Origin of the sequence: Nitrosospira sp. NRS527 (assembly GCF_018406445.1) — a bacterium.
GTDB classification, from domain to species: domain Bacteria; phylum Pseudomonadota; class Gammaproteobacteria; order Burkholderiales; family Nitrosomonadaceae; genus Nitrosospira; species Nitrosospira briensis.
This window is the reverse complement of sequence record NZ_AP024515.1, coordinates 958,985-974,492: the sequence shown is the minus strand read 5'-3', so window position 1 is coordinate 974,492 and position 15,508 is coordinate 958,985. Positions and strand designations below refer to the sequence as shown.

General features: G+C 52.9%; 17 protein-coding genes. 8 read left to right on the top strand and 9 right to left on the bottom strand.

The window, feature by feature from the left end:
- Positions 1 to 84: 84 nt before the first annotated feature.
- The 4 genes from KJS40_RS04395 to KJS40_RS04380 all read right to left on the bottom strand — a co-directional run bounded on the left by KJS40_RS04395 (position 85) and on the right by KJS40_RS04380 (position 3,328).
- Positions 85 to 1,482, bottom strand: a complete 1,398-nt coding sequence (locus tag KJS40_RS04395) for a nicotinate phosphoribosyltransferase (RefSeq protein ID WP_213539211.1) — start codon at positions 1,480 to 1,482, stop codon at positions 85 to 87.
- On the bottom strand, positions 1,479 to 2,063 hold the full coding sequence (locus KJS40_RS04390) for an isochorismatase family protein (RefSeq protein WP_213539210.1): 585 nt from the start codon (positions 2,061 to 2,063) through the stop codon (positions 1,479 to 1,481). Before KJS40_RS04390 ends, KJS40_RS04395 begins: the two co-directional genes overlap by 4 nt.
- Before the next feature lie 139 nt (positions 2,064 to 2,202).
- On the bottom strand, positions 2,203 to 2,775 hold the full coding sequence (locus KJS40_RS04385) for an HPF/RaiA family ribosome-associated protein (protein WP_213539209.1): 573 nt from the start codon (positions 2,773 to 2,775) through the stop codon (positions 2,203 to 2,205).
- A gap of 106 nt (positions 2,776 to 2,881) precedes the next feature.
- Positions 2,882 to 3,328 (bottom strand): universal stress protein, encoded by a 447-nt coding sequence (locus KJS40_RS04380; protein WP_213539208.1) that lies wholly within the window; start codon positions 3,326 to 3,328, stop codon positions 2,882 to 2,884.
- Between the two features lie 699 nt (positions 3,329 to 4,027).
- On the opposite strand from KJS40_RS04380, the gene KJS40_RS04375 reads away from it, so the two are divergent.
- Positions 4,028 to 4,528, top strand: coding sequence for a hypothetical protein (locus tag KJS40_RS04375; protein ID WP_213539207.1), 501 nt, complete (start codon positions 4,028 to 4,030; stop codon positions 4,526 to 4,528).
- A 195-nt stretch (positions 4,529 to 4,723) separates the two neighbouring features.
- Here the strand turns inward: KJS40_RS04375 and KJS40_RS04370 are convergent, their stop codons facing one another.
- The 4 genes from KJS40_RS04370 to KJS40_RS04350 all read right to left on the bottom strand — a co-directional run bounded on the left by KJS40_RS04370 (position 4,724) and on the right by KJS40_RS04350 (position 8,530).
- Positions 4,724 to 5,278 carry a glycine zipper family protein gene (locus KJS40_RS04370; protein ID WP_213539206.1) on the bottom strand — a complete coding sequence of 185 codons (555 nt, stop codon included), beginning with the start codon at positions 5,276 to 5,278 and terminating at the stop codon, positions 4,724 to 4,726.
- A 13-nt stretch (positions 5,279 to 5,291) separates the two neighbouring features.
- Positions 5,292 to 5,888 (bottom strand): hypothetical protein, encoded by a 597-nt coding sequence (locus KJS40_RS04365; RefSeq protein ID WP_213539205.1) that lies wholly within the window; start codon positions 5,886 to 5,888, stop codon positions 5,292 to 5,294.
- A 252-nt stretch (positions 5,889 to 6,140) separates the two neighbouring features.
- Positions 6,141 to 6,551 (bottom strand): hypothetical protein, encoded by a 411-nt coding sequence (locus KJS40_RS04360; RefSeq protein ID WP_213539204.1) that lies wholly within the window; start codon positions 6,549 to 6,551, stop codon positions 6,141 to 6,143.
- Positions 6,552 to 7,261: 710 nt separating this feature from the next.
- Positions 7,262 to 8,530 (bottom strand): ADP-ribosylglycohydrolase family protein, encoded by a 1,269-nt coding sequence (locus KJS40_RS04350; protein ID WP_244859694.1) that lies wholly within the window; start codon positions 8,528 to 8,530, stop codon positions 7,262 to 7,264.
- 200 nt (positions 8,531 to 8,730) lie between these two features.
- On the opposite strand from KJS40_RS04350, the gene KJS40_RS04345 reads away from it, so the two are divergent.
- From KJS40_RS04345 to dgt, 7 genes are all read left to right on the top strand, one after another.
- Positions 8,731 to 9,966 (top strand): MFS transporter, encoded by a 1,236-nt coding sequence (locus tag KJS40_RS04345; protein ID WP_244859693.1) that lies wholly within the window; start codon positions 8,731 to 8,733, stop codon positions 9,964 to 9,966.
- A gap of 120 nt (positions 9,967 to 10,086) precedes the next feature.
- The gene (locus KJS40_RS04340; RefSeq protein ID WP_213539202.1) at positions 10,087 to 10,902 is read left to right on the top strand and encodes a zincin-like metallopeptidase domain-containing protein; all 816 of its coding nucleotides are present in this window, start codon (positions 10,087 to 10,089) and stop codon (positions 10,900 to 10,902) included.
- A gap of 27 nt (positions 10,903 to 10,929) precedes the next feature.
- Positions 10,930 to 11,184, top strand: a complete 255-nt coding sequence (locus KJS40_RS04335; RefSeq protein WP_213539201.1) for a DUF4160 domain-containing protein — start codon at positions 10,930 to 10,932, stop codon at positions 11,182 to 11,184.
- The gene (locus tag KJS40_RS04330; protein ID WP_213539200.1) at positions 11,139 to 11,468 is read left to right on the top strand and encodes a DUF2442 domain-containing protein; all 330 of its coding nucleotides are present in this window, start codon (positions 11,139 to 11,141) and stop codon (positions 11,466 to 11,468) included. The genes KJS40_RS04335 and KJS40_RS04330 overlap by 46 nt, the downstream gene beginning before the upstream one ends.
- A 313-nt stretch (positions 11,469 to 11,781) precedes the next feature.
- Complete coding sequence (locus tag KJS40_RS04325) at positions 11,782 to 12,882, top strand: transposase (RefSeq protein ID WP_213539199.1); 1,101 nt, start codon at positions 11,782 to 11,784, stop codon at positions 12,880 to 12,882.
- 415 nt (positions 12,883 to 13,297) lie between these two features.
- Entirely contained in the window at positions 13,298 to 13,492 is a 195-nt protein-coding gene (locus KJS40_RS04320; protein WP_213539198.1) for a hypothetical protein, read from the top strand.
- A 52-nt stretch (positions 13,493 to 13,544) separates the two neighbouring features.
- Positions 13,545 to 14,954, top strand: a complete 1,410-nt coding sequence (gene dgt, locus KJS40_RS04315) for a dGTP triphosphohydrolase (RefSeq protein WP_213539197.1) — start codon at positions 13,545 to 13,547, stop codon at positions 14,952 to 14,954.
- Here dgt and KJS40_RS04310 read toward each other — a convergent pair.
- A complete protein-coding gene (locus tag KJS40_RS04310; RefSeq protein ID WP_213539196.1) occupies positions 14,906 to 15,463 on the bottom strand; it encodes a DUF4136 domain-containing protein in 558 nt (185 codons plus the stop codon). The two genes, dgt and KJS40_RS04310, sit on opposite strands and share 49 nt — an antisense overlap.
- Positions 15,464 to 15,508 lie beyond the last annotated feature (45 nt).

The following is a 15,508-nucleotide window of genomic DNA, read 5'->3' as shown; positions in this document are numbered from 1 at the left end:
AGCTATCATGAGCTTTATAGCGAACCATAAATTTGGACATGCAACGCAACGTGCTTCGCTTATTGGCGCCCGCGTCTAAAAAAGTTACATCGTGCCCAGCGAGGGGCCTTGCGTTCGCCAGATTATAGCGTCTGGGCTTTGCGTCTCGTCCAGATGCTTCGCTAACGCTCGCAACGAGGTGGAAATTTCTACCGGGTAAGCCGTAACCACCTCTAGAGTCGTCATAGGTTTCGGAAGACGGGTATAGTTCTCCAAAGTCCGCCGACGTATCTCATTCAGGGGAGTACTTTCGTTAATACGTCTGCCGGCCTGCATTACGGGCACAATAAGCGGCTCTCCATCATGAGAATCATTTTCCGCCAGCGCGACAATATCGCCCGCCATGGAGCCGTCAGCACTATTATATTTACGATAAACCTGTTTTCGTCCCGGCCAGGTGGCCTTCCCTTCCGAGCGCTTGCGCCGCGCCTTACCCGCATATTCCTGGAGCTTGTACGCACAGTCCAGGGAAGGCGCATCGCTGGAGACATCGAGTGCAGTCCCTATACCAAAACCGTCTATTGGCGCAGCGGGCGATGAGTCGGAAGACAACAGCGCGCGCAACCGGTATTCATCCAGGTTTCCGCTGGCAAAAATGGTCGCCTCTTCCAATCCGCCCTCGTTCAGTATTTCACGCACCTGCCGGGCATGGACCGCAAGATCGCCGCTATCGAGCCGCACACCCTTGACATGGATACCACATGCTCGAAGTTTGCGGGCCAGCGCAACCACCTTGGCTGCGGCGACCTCGGTGTCGTAGGTATCGATCAACAGAATCACGTTGTCCGGATGGCAACGTGCAAAATGCTCGAAAGCGATTGCTTCGTTCTCGTGTGCCTGAATGTAGGAATGAGCCTGGGTACCGAACAGCGGGATTCCATACACTGCCCCGGCTAATACGGTAGCAGTACCGGAAAATCCTGCCAGATAGCTCGCCCGCGCGGCGAGCAGCGCCGCCTCCGCCCCGTGTGCACGGCGCATGCCAAAATCAACCAGCAACTTGTCCGGCGCAACCAGCACGGAGCGGGCCGCCTTGGAGGCGATCAACGTTTCAAAATGCATCAGATTCATAATGCGCGATTCAACCAGCTGAGCTTGTGGCAGCGTAGCGGTAATCCGCAGGATAGGCTCATCCGGAAAAAACAGGCTTCCCTCCGGCATGGCATGAACATCGCCGTTAAAACGAAATTGCTCGAGATAGGCGATAAGAGAAGGTGCGAAACGTGGAGCCAACCAAGCCAGCTCTTCCGGCGAAAATCTTATATTTTCTAGAAAATCAAGCACCTGTTCCAGCCCGGCCGCAACCATGAAATTTCGCCCCGGGGCGCGCTTGCGTATGAAAAGCTCAAATACCGCGGTTTCCTCCATGTGCTGCTCAAGGTAGCTCTGCAACATCATAAGCTGATAATGGTCAGTCAATAGCGGACTGGAAAGCGGATTCACGCCGAAATCGCTTCAAAATGGATGGGGACAGCGCCAAGATGCTCCATTTCTTCAAGCGCATGCAAACCGTCATTCGAGTTTGAATTGATCGCACGAACCGCGTCCGTGAGGATGAAAGTCGCATAGCCAAGCTGGAGGGCATCTTTCACGGTATTGAGCACACAATATTCTGTAGCGAGCCCCCCGATAAATACGCGCCCGATGCCAGACGATTTCAGTAAAGCATCGAGGGGGGTATCGGTAAAGCCGGAATACGCGTCCTTTTCTTTGGTGGTCGCCTTGGAAATGATGTGTATATCGCAGGGAAACTGAAGGCTGGCGGGAAATGCCGCGCCCGGGCTTGCTTCGATGCAGTGAGGCGGCCACGGCCCTCCCTGTCGGATAAAGGAGCAGTGGTCCGGCGGATGCCAATCGCGAGTGGCGAAAATAGCCAACCCATATGCATGAAAAAGCGCTATGTAACGATTGAGTATCGGAATGATCTCGTTGCCGGCAGGCACGGCCAAGCTGCCGCCAGGGAGAAAATCGTTCTGCACGTCCACGAAAATCAGCGCGTCTCCAGCAGCCAGCTTGGCTGTCACGCGCCCGGCCCCGGTCCGCACAGATAACGGCTCATTTTCAAGCTCATTTTCAAGTCAGCGCCTTCACCTTTTCGAATAACTTTGCAAGCAGCCGGATTCCCTATTGTTTATTCATGATTTACAGTTTGCCGGTCATTTCTTACTCTTCCTCTTCCTCTTCCTCGCCTTCTCCAGCATGGCGCTTACCCGTGCTCACCCGTTTCGCCTGAAAGCCCTCACTGCCGATATCCTCCAGGAATTGCACCTCACTGCCTGCCACCAGTTGATCAAAATTGACGTTAGCGAGGTTTTCGCGATGAAAGTATAGTTCCTGCCCGTCGGGCGTCTCGATGAATCCATAATCTTCCTCTGCTACCAGACGCACTACTTTCCCGCGCAGCACAGGCGCGTGCGCCTTGATGTCTCCCCGCTGGCGGCGGCCGTAGTCTTCAAGCTGGCGCTTGGCAGCGCCAAATGCGTCCCGCAGTGCAACATACACATCCTCATCCGCCTCTCGGGTCACCACAAGCTCCTTGCCCGGCACAGTAATGTCGAGACGCACATCGAACACGCGGCCTTGATGTTTGTGTTTGTGCGGGACCTCGATGACCACACGGCATCCAATGATATTCGAATAAAACGTCTCGAGCTTTTCCGCTTTTTGCCGGATATGGTTCTCCAGTGCTTCAGAATGGGGAACATCGCGTGTCGTGATTTGCAGTTGGAATTTCATGGCTATATCCTCTCGATGATTCATATTGTGCAGCCCGCCAGGGTAAACCGGACGGCATGGCTTCATAATGAGCTGGGATGATATTTGCATTTATCTGGGTCCTGGCCTAAGCGCCGCGAATCAGGAGCACAGGTATATGGGCGGTGCGCACCACTCCTTCGGCGACACTGCCGAACAGTACGCGGCTGAAGCCGGAGCGGCCATGGGTCCCGATGACGATCAAATCGGCTGGCCAGCGGCTGGCTTCCGCTACGAGTACACTGGCGATGCGATTACCACCGGCCTCGAGCAGCTTTACCTCCGCTGTCATGCCTGCTTGCCGCGCCAACGTTTGTGCTTGTGCCAGTATTTTTTTGCCGATGCTCGTTTCTATTTCTTTCATCTCGTCGTAATTGATATAGCTGTTTGCGTCCATAAGATGAATGTCGGCGACCACGTGCACCAGCTCCAAGTGCGTACTTTGCTCTTGGTGTTGGGCAAGCCGGGCGGCTTCCTGTATTGCAAGGTTGGAAGTTGTACTACCGTCAACTGGAACCAGAATATTTTGATACATTGCTATCCCCGGAAATATCATTCCTTGGCACGCTCAGCAGCTGCTTCTGGACCGGAAATGCCAATCCGCGTGTGTTCGAAATGTGATGGAAATTGGGTTGGCAAGACCCCTGATACTCCTTTGGTAAGCGCCTGGTCTGCCGTATTTACCCTCACTCAGAACGAATATCCTATTAGTAGCTATAGGAGAACCCACAAGACCTGTCAAGTGTAAATCAAACGTATTGTGCCGATACCGGCCCTGCTATATGACCCCTCGGTGTTACCGAATGGATCGTGCAAACGCAAGGAAACTGCTCTCCGCGACGGTCTACCAATATATTCACAGAGGTCGAACCGTGAAATATTCGCATGCCAAGCCCGAATGCCGACATTGCCGCGATCTTCGAAAAGATCGCTAATCTTTCCGGGATCGGAACAAACACATATACCTTTATTTGATACTGCCGTTTAACTACGAAACTTCCGAATGAGTTCGCGGTGCGAAAATCCGCAGCTTCAACTTCAAGCGTAAAAGCATGGAAGCCGAATATTGACTTTTTTGTCATGCGGCCTAAACTGAGGAACATGACATCTTCTTTTACACAAAGTCTGACACAGCAGTTGGGGAAGGTAAATACCAACCAAACTCCACTTTTTTAAAACGAATCAAGTACCTTCATGCACTGCCATTCGAGCATTTTGCACCGGGGAAAACACCATGATTCAAAATTCGATTGATATTGCCACTTACGTCAGCCCCAATCTGTCGGCGCTTATTGAAAGCCAGGTCAACGATCCGGATGCCGAGCAACCTGCAACGCTCGCTTCGGTACGCGCCTTTATCACGAACCTGTTGCCCGCTTCGTTGAGCGAAGCGGAGCGGTTGCACCATATCGATATCGACGCATCGCTGCTTGACGAGCTCGACGTACTGATCGAGGAGTTCGGCGATGATGCGCTCGCTATCGACTTTTCCCGCAGCACCGCCAGCGAGCCGCTTTCCCGGGTGATTGAAACTGTGATGAACGACGAGAACCGGGAGAATCCACCGACGCTGGAAACGGTAAGAGATGCCATCGCCTCGGGCCTGCCAGCCAGGCTGGTCGGCGATGGCGTCCTGGAGGACGATGAAGACGACGCCCTGCTTTCGGAGATTGAAGCGCTGATCAGGCGCTACGGCGCTGACTCGCTGGCAGAGGAATTTTTGCGCTACGAGTAGCTGCTATTAGCCCGGATGTTTCATAAATTCGCGTGATGATTGCGCAGGCTTTTGTTTTGTAGCGAGATTTTGTGAAAGAGTGGCGTAGTTATTCATACGCCCGACTGAACGAAATTTTCATACGAAACAAAAGACCAGCAAGGGCGCGCGTCAATTTATGAAATATCCGGGTTAGCAACGGAGTCCACAAGCGCTTCATGGCGGTGGCGGAGGGGGTGGATTACCGGGCGGCGGTGGAGGGGGAGAACGGCGTGAATCGACTGCCCGAGGTGGCGCACTTATACTCTGACCGGGACCGCTCATGGAAGCGTTATCCATGATCTGACCGGCTATCGGGACGCGATTACCCTTGGCGTACATGCATTGTATATAACCCATATCGTAGCGTTGCTGATTAATATATCCTGATTCGCTGGCGGTGCTGCTTCCCACCAACCCCCCGCCCAACAATCCACTACCCGCGCCAATCGCGGCACCGGTCCCGCCACCCAAAGCCGCGCCAGCCGCCGCACCAAGCCCCGTACCCACGGCGGCACTCCCTAGCCCGCTGGAAATGGAGGCCTGATTCGGCGTTACCCCACTAACTTGTTCACTGGCATATTGTTTACAGTAGAAGTCGTCATTTCGAAACTGATCGAAGGTTTTACCCGAACCTGGCAGAGCCATTACGCTGGGACCCGACGGTATGCTCACGCACGCGCCCAGCGAGAATAACAACAGTAAAACGGACCTTCTGAGCATGCTATACATGACGGTATTCCTTTCATTGATTGGGCGGTCGAGGCGCAACCTGCAGCCAGCCCTCGGCGCACTCTTTAACCTCTGGATAATAACCCTCCGGGTTCTCACAGTAATACCAGTAATTGGATTGTAATACGGGCGCCGACGTGGGCGGCACCGTATCCGGACGCTGTATATACACTAGCGGCACCGGGGGCACGACAGTTGTGGGTAGAGATGCGTAGTAGGGTGGGTAATAATAAGGCGGACCCCAGCCATAACCGTAATAGCCCAGACCATAGCCCAAGCCTAACCCCAGGCCCAGGCCGTACCCACCAAAACCGTATCCATATCCGCGATAACCATAGCCCCGATAACCACGGTAATAACCTCCCCAGTGTATTCCTCCGCGATGCGTCCCCACCCACGGGCCGCCTACACCTCCCCCTCCCCTGAAACCTGCGCCTCCGTGGCCTTCCCCAACGTGGCCCCCGCCAACGTGGCCCCCGCCAACGTTTCCACCTCCAAAATGCCCACCTCCCATTTGCCCCCCACCGACGCCGCCGCGCGCCCATGCCAAGCCACCGGGAATCGAACCCAGCAAGATGGCGATAAGGCAGGCTGATTGGACTTTTTTCATGGAATTCTCGTGATTGGCCCGAAAATTACCCCTTAAAAATTGTACTGTTAATTTTATAAACGCTCAGACTCTGAATCCCCTCGATATGCCCATCAACTCCCCTATTTTCCCAATGCATACTTCCAATTCATGTGCCATTTATTAGACTGGACTAGGGCTTTATGAGTTTCCAACACGTACCGACGGTCTCCAATCCACACTTCGCAAGACGCCTCTAATCATGGAGAATCTGAAAACTAGTCGAGTGGATTGCTACCGCAACCAGAACCCACTGACGTTCCCATCCTTTATGGCAGCACTGACAAGGACATCGTCACCGGCATCCTTGAACTCCAGCTTCCATAAATAAACCGTGAAACCCTGCTGATTCAGCTGGGTCAGAAATTTGGCGGTATAGCCTTGCTTGAGGCGGGAGCCGAGAGATTCGCTGATGTTATCGAATATCTCTTCTGTTATACCGGCTTTGAACGCTGGATCCCCGGAGGACACAAAAGCTGCCAATGAATCGGATTGGATAGCTGAAAGCATGTTTTCCATCGTCGTCTCAACCGGCACTGGAGCTTGGGCGAATGCAACATGCGGCGCGAATCCGAAGAGCAGCATACCGGAAAAAACAAGACGGCTCATGGCGGGAAACAATGATCCAAAAAGAAGCAGTCTCATAAGATCCCCACTGCATAAGGTTGATGGAAGCCGCTTCTGGCGCGAGTTTCAAGCCGATTACTCAGCGTGAGCAACTAATAAACGAATGCTGCCTCAATCTTTATAGATTATAGACTTTGGGATAGCAAGCCATCCTCCATAGTGGAGAACAAACGTAGGGTATCGCTTCCCGTCGGTACGCCGGGCATGGCGAGCTTTGCGGCGTCCAAGGTTGATCGCATGTTCCCGCGTGTCGCTCGACTCAGCCCCGAACCCGGGATTAAGCCACTTCAGGTCATCACCATCAGGTCTCAAGTATTGCGGTTTTAATCTCGCGAAGAAAACGCTAGCCCGTCTTCTTCATTCCTTGTCCGTGGCAACTGACCAGAAACGGAACCACTGGAGTGATGCAGGCCGAAATCCACCGTCCGGGCGTCATCGGTTCTCCCAGAAACAATGGAATTCCCTGATTTATCGCAATAAGGCACGACCCCACCACAGCGGTGACCCAATAGGCCACGAACCGTGTATTTCGATCTTCAATAGAATATTTAATCGCACGCAAATGCCGCATTATGGTTTCCTCTCCCACCAGGTTTACTTATCTGAATTGCTGGCAAAACTTATCTTTATGCTCATGAAATTATTTTCCCTGAAAACGGCACAGGCCGCCAATATCCAGAACCCTGTGACACACTGCGAGCGAAATTACAGCACACCTGGAATACCGGTCAGATAGCGTTTCCCCGCAGCGCGATGTCCACGAATGCATCAATCTCGACCTTCAATTCGTCGCGAGCAACCAACCCTCTTATCAGATGCTCCGGCAGGTCGTCATTGGCCGCCCCGGCAATCAGCCCCATGATCATGCCTCTGTGGACGCTGTCCCCGCCGGCGTTGGCGTTGGCCAAAAGAGATTCCTCCACTCCAAGATCATGTTTCATGATGAGATACAGGAGCAGCGGAAGACCGTGTTCCGGATAGCACGCAGTTGCAAGAACATGACGTATCACTTCACGCTCGGTATACTGCCGCGCGAATTGCACGACTTCATAAGGCGCATCGTCAAGTGTCACATGAAGCCGCCACATCTCATCTTTCGGGATGTTGCCGGGGCCATTATGCTTGCGATAAGCCGCGAAAAGCGCCTCACCGGTGATATGAGGCGTGCGTATCGGCCTGGCATGCGCAGAAATGGCCTCGACCGGATCGGCACCGTTTACCAGTGAATTCAAAAGCGGAACAAGAACACCCAGCGCGCTTGCTGCATTTTCGGAGCGGTGGGTGAGACACTGATGTTCCATGGCGAACCCAAGCCCTTGATAAGCGCTCTCAACCAGCATCGCGAGAACCATGGGACGTAAAACGCCGCCATGGGAGCCGATAGACCATATGTTGCGTTGCAGTTCCGCACAGGCATGAGGCGGAAACCCCCGGGAATAATTCTCGAACCATCGCCGGATATAGATTTCGGTATAGGGATCGCGGTTTTTCCCCGGTGTAGTGAGATGCTTTATAAACCCTTCAAGAAAGTCTTGTGGATCATAGCGGCCCAGGCGTATTACCGAACGCATGAGCACGCGGACCAGGTGGGCAGCAAGCGTGTTCTCCCCAGCCATCAATCCGTGATGGTAATGGAAGCGGTCTTCCAGCCGGGGAACATGATTGCCGTGCTCGCTCTCCTGTTCCAAAGACTGGATAGTCGACTCGCTATAACTGGTTTCATAGAAACGGGCGTGTTCGTGAAGGATGTCATAGGGACGACCCAGGCGATTTGCGGTCTTAACGTCCGGAGAGTATGTCATCCCGACCATGAAGCTTTCAGGGTGAGGATGAGGCGCGGCCTCATATTTTCTGATACCACCATCGAAATATTGCCGGATGTTACTCAGGCTGTAAAACCAATGCGCGGGCATTGCCAGCGCATCGCCGATAAAAAGCCCCCAAAGCGCGTTCCGCATGCGCGTTTCCCGCATTTCGGCCGTATTGGCAGATTTCATGAGATTGAACTCCGATATGCTGCGATGCTGCACCGGTTTTTCTGGCAAATTGAGTCGGGTAGTGACGCCTGACCTACTGTTAATATTATGTAACCATCCATCAAACAGGACAACGCCTTCCTGCCGAAAACTCTCGAAAGGAGATGAATCCAGCGTGCTCGTGATATATATCTTGTCTGTCTTTCACGCTTGAGCTCGAAGTGAATTCACCCATTCTCATCCGCATTTTATGGGTTCGCGGCCTGCGGGCCTTTGGCGACGGCTACGTCAGTCTTCTGCTGCCGATCTATCTGATCGAGCTGGGCATGAACCCGTTTCAGGTTGGCATCATCACGACCGCCACCCTGATCGGCTCCGGCATCGTGACATTATTGGCTGGTTTCCAGGCCTATCGCTTCACCTATAAGACGTTGTTGCTGATGGCGACTGCGCTGATGGCCGCAACCGGCTTCAGCTTTGCGACTGTCACCGAGTTCTGGCCCTTGCTGCTGGTGGCTTTCGTGGGGACATTGAACCCTTCCAGCGGCGACGTCAGCCTGTTTTTACCGCTTGAGCATGCGGTTCTCTCTCGATTTGTTGAGGACCGCCAGCGTACCGCCGTCTTCGTACGCTATAGCATGGTCGGTGCCCTTGTGGCAGCCGCTGGGGCGCTCGCTGCCGGATTACCTGACTTTGCAGCGGCGTCAATCCAGATCGATGCCAGAGGCGCACTGCAAGCCATGTTTGTGTTGTACGGCATAACGGGATTGTTGTGCGCGGCAATTTATGCAACCCTGCCAAAAGAAACGGCGGCTACCGAGACAGGAACCGCAAACAAGGCCCGCTCCGCTCCATTAAAGAAATCCAGAAAGATCATCTTTACTCTCGCTGCACTATTCAGCCTGGATGCATTCGGCGGCGGCTTTGTGGTGCAATCTATGCTGGCGTTATGGTTGTTCCAGAAGTTTCAGCTTTCCATTTCGATGGCCGGGACTATTTTTTTTTGGACGGGTATATTCTCCGCGCTCTCCTACCTTGCGGCGATTCGCATTGCCAACCGGTTTGGATTGATAAATACGATGGTATTTACGCATTTGCCCGCGAATATACTTTTGATTCTCCTCCCATTCATGCCGACGCTGGGCTGGGCAATTGCGCTATTGCTGATACGGAGCAGTCTTTCGCAAATGGATGTGCCGGCGCGAAGCTCATATGTCATGGCGATCGTGCCCCCGGAGGAACGCGCGGCGGCGGCGAGTATGACTTCGGTTCCGCGCAGCCTGGCATCGGCCGCGGGTCCTTTCCTGGCAGGTTATCTGTTAAGCATATCGTCCTTCGGCTGGCCTCTGGTTATCGCGGGCGGGCTGAAAATTATCTATGATTTGCTATTGCTTCGGATATTTAGAACCGTGAAGCCACCTGAGGAAGGGCACCTGAACAGCCAGGAGAATCTCTGAGTAAATCCTGTGACAGCGCTCAACTGGTCTCAGCTTGCGACCCAACCGGCAATAACGGAACTTATCCGGCGACGGAAGTTCCTAGCACCCCTAAGAAAGACATGTACACGCAGATCGTAGATGAAGTCATCGCTATGTTGGAAAGCGGAAAAAAGTGAGATTACTTGGGCACGAACCGGCAATGGTTTGCCCCGCAACCATAAGACCGGCGCAGCCTATCAGGGCGTAAACGTGCTTTTGTTGTGGGCCTCGGCCATGACTCACGGCTATTCAAGTGACAGGTGGCTGACCTACAAGCAAGCCGCAGATATGCGCGGCCAAGTTCGCAAAGGTGAAAAAAGCGTTACGTGCTTTTTTTTCAAGGCGATTGAACGAGAACCGCGCAAAGGCGACGCCGAGAAAGCCGAGTCGGCACGGATAATCAGTCCGTTCTGGTTGTTCGATCTTAACCAGATAGACGGCATAGACAAGCCAAGGCCACAACGCGGCTTAACGAATTTCAGCAGATCGATGCAGCCGAGAGCGTTGTCAGGCATTCAGGCGCAGTCATCCGCGGAACAATGCGAGAAAGCGTTTTACCGTCCCTCGACCGATGAGATTTACTTGCCGGAACGCACCCGTTTTGCTTCCGAGATCGAGTTCTACGGCGTAGCCCTGCATGAGCTGACACACTGGACCGAAGCCAAGTACCGTTTAGCGCGTGACTTCGGCAGCCGATTCGGTACAGAATCCTACGCTTTCGAGGAATTGATTGCTGAGCTTGGAAATGCTTTCCTGAATGCGGAACTTGGTTTTGCCGAATCATGCCGGATATATCGAATCATGGCTGAAGGTGCTGAAAAGCAACAAACGTGCAATTTTCACCGCAGCCAACCAAGCCAGCAAAGCACACCGCTATATTATGGGTTTAGTGAAAAACGACCAATCCGAAACTGAAAGCCGCTTAACCGAGGAGAGAGAACCATGCCAATCATAAGTACGTTTTATGGGATTATAATTCAGATGTATTGGCGCGATCATTCGCCTCCGCATTTTCATGCGGTTTATGCGGAGGATGACGTAGTGATCGACATACGCACACTAGGCGTATTAAGAGGAAAAATGTCACGGCGGGCGCTGGTGCTGGAATGGGCGCAGGAACACCGTGAAGAACCCATGGAGGATTGGGAATTATGTCAACTCAGGCAATCACCAAAGAAGATATCGCCTCTTCTGTAGTCCCGCCTATACAGGTAAAGGCACCTTGGCGGGTGAAGGCAGTAGAACCACTTGACGGCTATCGGCTACACGTTCGCTTCATCGATGGACTGGAAGGCGAAGTCGATATGTCAGAGTTTGTACGCGCATCCGATGCCGGTGTTTTTGCCGTGCTGGCCGATCCGGATTTATTCGCCCAGGTGTACGTCGAACTTGGTGCAGTAACCTGGCCGGGTGAACTTGACCTGGCACCGGACGCCATGCACGACGAGATCAAAAAAAAAAGAGTTTGGAGGCTGAAATAAAAAGTGCAGCGCGGCTAAGGCCGCGCCCGACCGCCTGCTGAAAGCAGGCGGCTTGATATGCAAAAACAGAAGAAGTGCGAAAATCGTTCAAAAAACAGATCCATTTCTTTAACCGCGGTTCAAAATAGCAACAGCCGGCAGATCGATTTTTTGATGGAAAGTGGAGAAATAGAGTTTGCTATTTCAATACTGAGGCACTTGCAAAACTCGCTTGATGAGCGGAATTTATTTCACGTGTAGGGGTGTGAGGAGAGGTTGGGCGCAGCCATTGCTGGCATGATGTGAGTTATCGAGACAAACATCTACGCCCAAAATGGATAGTACGCAACGCGGATTGATAATGCAACGGTGGTCGGTGGTTCAGCAGGCGTTGATACCTGAGCTGAGATGGGAAGTTGGGCCGCTCACGCCGCGGCTGGAGAAAGTGATCCACGTGCTGGAATGGGTGCGGATCGAAGGATTTGTCGAATCGGCCTGGCGTGGAGTGGGCCGGTCGCCGCATGATCGGTCTGCTTTGGCGAGCGCGTTTGTCGCCAAAGCGGTACTGGGCTTGACCACGACCGAGGCGTTGACCGAACGGCTACAGATGGACCGGGCGCTGCGGCGGATATGCGGTTTTTCGATGTGGAAGCGGCTGCCTGCGCCCTCGACCTTCTCGCGGGCCTTTGACCAATTCGCGCAGGCGAAGCTGGCGCAGCGCGTGCATGAAGCGCTGGTCAAGGCACATCTGGGCCAAGCGCTGATTGGCCACATCAGCCGGGATGGCACGGCGATCGTGGCGAGAGAGCGGCCGGCCCGCAAGGAGAAGACCCCACCCGCTGCCCAGGCGAAGCGTGGCCGTCCGCGTAAAGACGAAGTGCGCGCGCCCAGGCTCAAGACGATTGCGCGACAACTGGGGCAGAGCTTGACCGAGATACTGGCCGCGCTGCCCAAGGCATGTGATCGTGGCAGCAAGTGCAACGCGCAAGGTTACAAGATCAATTGGAACGGCTACAAGTTGCACCTGGACACAGCCGACTGCGGGGTCGTGGTGAGCGCGCTGCTCACCAGCGCCTCGGTGCATGACAGCCAGACAGCGGTTCCCCTGGCACTGATGACGCAAGAGCGGGTGACCCACTGCTATGACCTGATGGATGCGGCCTATTGCAGCGCGGAGATTCGGGATCACAGCCGCAGTTTGGGGCATGTGCCGCTCATTGACCACAACCCGCGCGGGGGCGAGAAAATCGAGTTTGACCCGGCGCAGAAGCAGCGCTACAAGGAACGCAGCCAGGCTGAGCGCGCGAATGCGCGCCTCAAGCATGAATTCGGTGGCAGACAGATCTGGGTCCGAGGCCACACCAAGGTGATGAGCCACCTCATGTTTGGCCTCCTGGGGCTGACGGCGGACCAGTTGTTGCGCTTGCTCACGTAGCTGGCAGGCATCGGGACACATGCGCGGGCGCTGACACCAGCAGTGCCTGGAGAGGTATCGGCGTAACAAGGGAAAAATGACGATTTGGGTCTGAAGAGGCCGCAGAAACAGAACTGATCAACAAAAAATCGCCCTGAGCGGCGAGCCGCACTCATCGCGATCGCTTGCTCAGGGACTTTTGCAAGAGGCTCACCATTTGCAGATAAAGTGTGCGAGATCACTCTTGCTGGAGCTAGGGACAAGCTCAAACCACTCAGTTGCACTTCCCTGAACACCGTTCGGCACCTTTCGCTCAAGAAGCAGCTAACAGTCTGCTTCGGAAAGCGGCATGTTGCATGAGATTGCCGATGGACTGCTTGCCTCAGAGGGCGAGCTATCTGTACACTCACATATAAACAAATAGCAGGAGAAATAGATGACTACAAAACTTGGATTTCCGCCTTTGCACAACCAAGGTTTAGTGAAAGCTGTGCAAGCAGGCAGCGTCAAAGGGGCAGCACTTGCCACAGTTATTGTAAGTAGTAAACCATTCCGATCTGAGTTGCCCGTATTTGTTCACAGTACAAAATCAGGTCAATTTGCCACAACGAAGGTTGGAAAAAAGAGTTAAAGATCGTGTATCAATAGGGTCGTTTGAGCGGCCCTATTTTTTTGGGGAGAACATGTACAACGCGGCTGAACGTGAACGGATAAGCGGTAAGGGAGGACAAGATGCAAAAGAATTGTATCGAACCAGTTTCAGGAAGGACTATGCGCGCCTGATCCACGCCCCTTCGTTCCGTAGGTTGCAAAATAAAACCCAACTCTACCCTGGGATTGAATCAGACTTTTTCCGAAATCGGCTTACCCACTCCCTAGAGGTGTCGCAGATCGCATCCTCTATTGCAATCAAGCTGAATACCGAGATTGCTGAGCTCAAGGATTCTCCCCTTGATACGGACTTGGTGGCGTTCGCGGGACTGGCCCACGATCTTGGTCATCCGCCATTCGGTCACAACGGCGAGGTCGCGCTTGATGACCTAATGTACAAATATGGTGGGTTTGAAGGAAATGCACAAACCTTGCGAATTCTTGCTCGGATCGAGAAGAAGGTTTTAGACACCGAAGCAAAATTTGCAGACGAAGACGGGAGGTTGGGTCTTGATCTTACCTATCGAGCGCTCGCTGCAACACTGAAGTACGACAAGGAGATTCCGAAGCGCAACCAACCAGGTTTGGTGAAAGGCTATTACGGTTCTGAAGCCGAACTCGTCAAGGAGATCAAGAGACGCGTTCTCAATGGTAGCCACGTAGCTGGAAAATTCAAGACTGTCGAATGCCAGATCATGGACATAGCGGACGACATATCGTACTCCACTTATGATCTGGAGGACTCATTGAAGGGAGGATTCTTGAGTCCTCTTCAAATTCTCGACGACATCCATAGCAATAACACAGTCAGAGAGAACGTCGTCCGAAAAGTGCGCAGCGCGATGATGGAGTCGGGTTTCCCTGCAGCACACGCTAACAAGACTGTAACTGAAGACAACATAATTGCAATTGCATATCACATTTTCGGTCAGATCATCCCTGAACATCCACTCAAAAATATCAAGGCTGAGGCGATGACTATCTGCATGTCGGCGCATTCTGCTTCCCAGACGCTTGGTGCCAATGGATACATGAGAACAGACTTTACGTCGGACCTTATCGGAACATTCATTCAAGGGGTTCGTTTTAAGTACGATAAGCAGCATCCAGCTCTGTCGAAGGTATGGCTGGAGGAGAATACTCTGCTTCTTGTGGAGACTTTGAAACACTTGAATTACGAGCTCGTCATACGGTCTCCCCGGTTACGATTGGTTCACTTCAGAGGCTACGAGATCGTGAAGAAGATCTTTGTCGCGCTCTCCAAAACTGACGGAGAGAGCTTGCTTCCAAAAGACTTTCAGGAGTTGCACTCGAGAGCAAAGAGCGAAGAAGCGAAAATGCGTGTCATCTGTGATTTTGTCGCGGGAATGACAGACCGATACGCTGCCGAGTTTTATGAACGTCTGTACGGCGGGAACCAAACTATCTTCAAGCCAATCTGACGAATTTCATACACGGAACGAAGTTTGCGTTGCTCATCAAAATATTTTTTGTCGTAGAAAGTTAGGTTGAGCTGCCGTTTGTAAACTGTAGACGTATATGTTTGCGAGCCGACAACTCCGTATCTCGGTGTGTAAGTTGTGGTGCCGGAGTACGTACCAGTGTTGCCATAGGCCGACATCGAGCCGTAGGTTGTAGCCGACGAAACTCCAGTCTGCCCGAAGATGGGATAAGACCCGGTAACTTGTTGTGATCCAATGCTATACGCAATACCAACAGCGTAGTTGGCCTCGGACAATGTCACTTCATTGAATCCTCGTTGAACAAGGCGCGATCTTACCAGTTCTTCGTAGCGCTTATGTTCAAGGCTCCCCTCCTGTTCTTTTAGTTGAATAAAAGCGAAGGTTTTAGGTTCAGACGAAAGTTCATGAAAGACCGTTACCCGTGATTGGATCGTTGTTGCACAACCGGTTAACAGCAACATCGTTAGGATGATAGATGTTTTCAGCATATATTGGATGAAGTCACCTTTTCTTTTTAGTGCAGCTACTCAAGA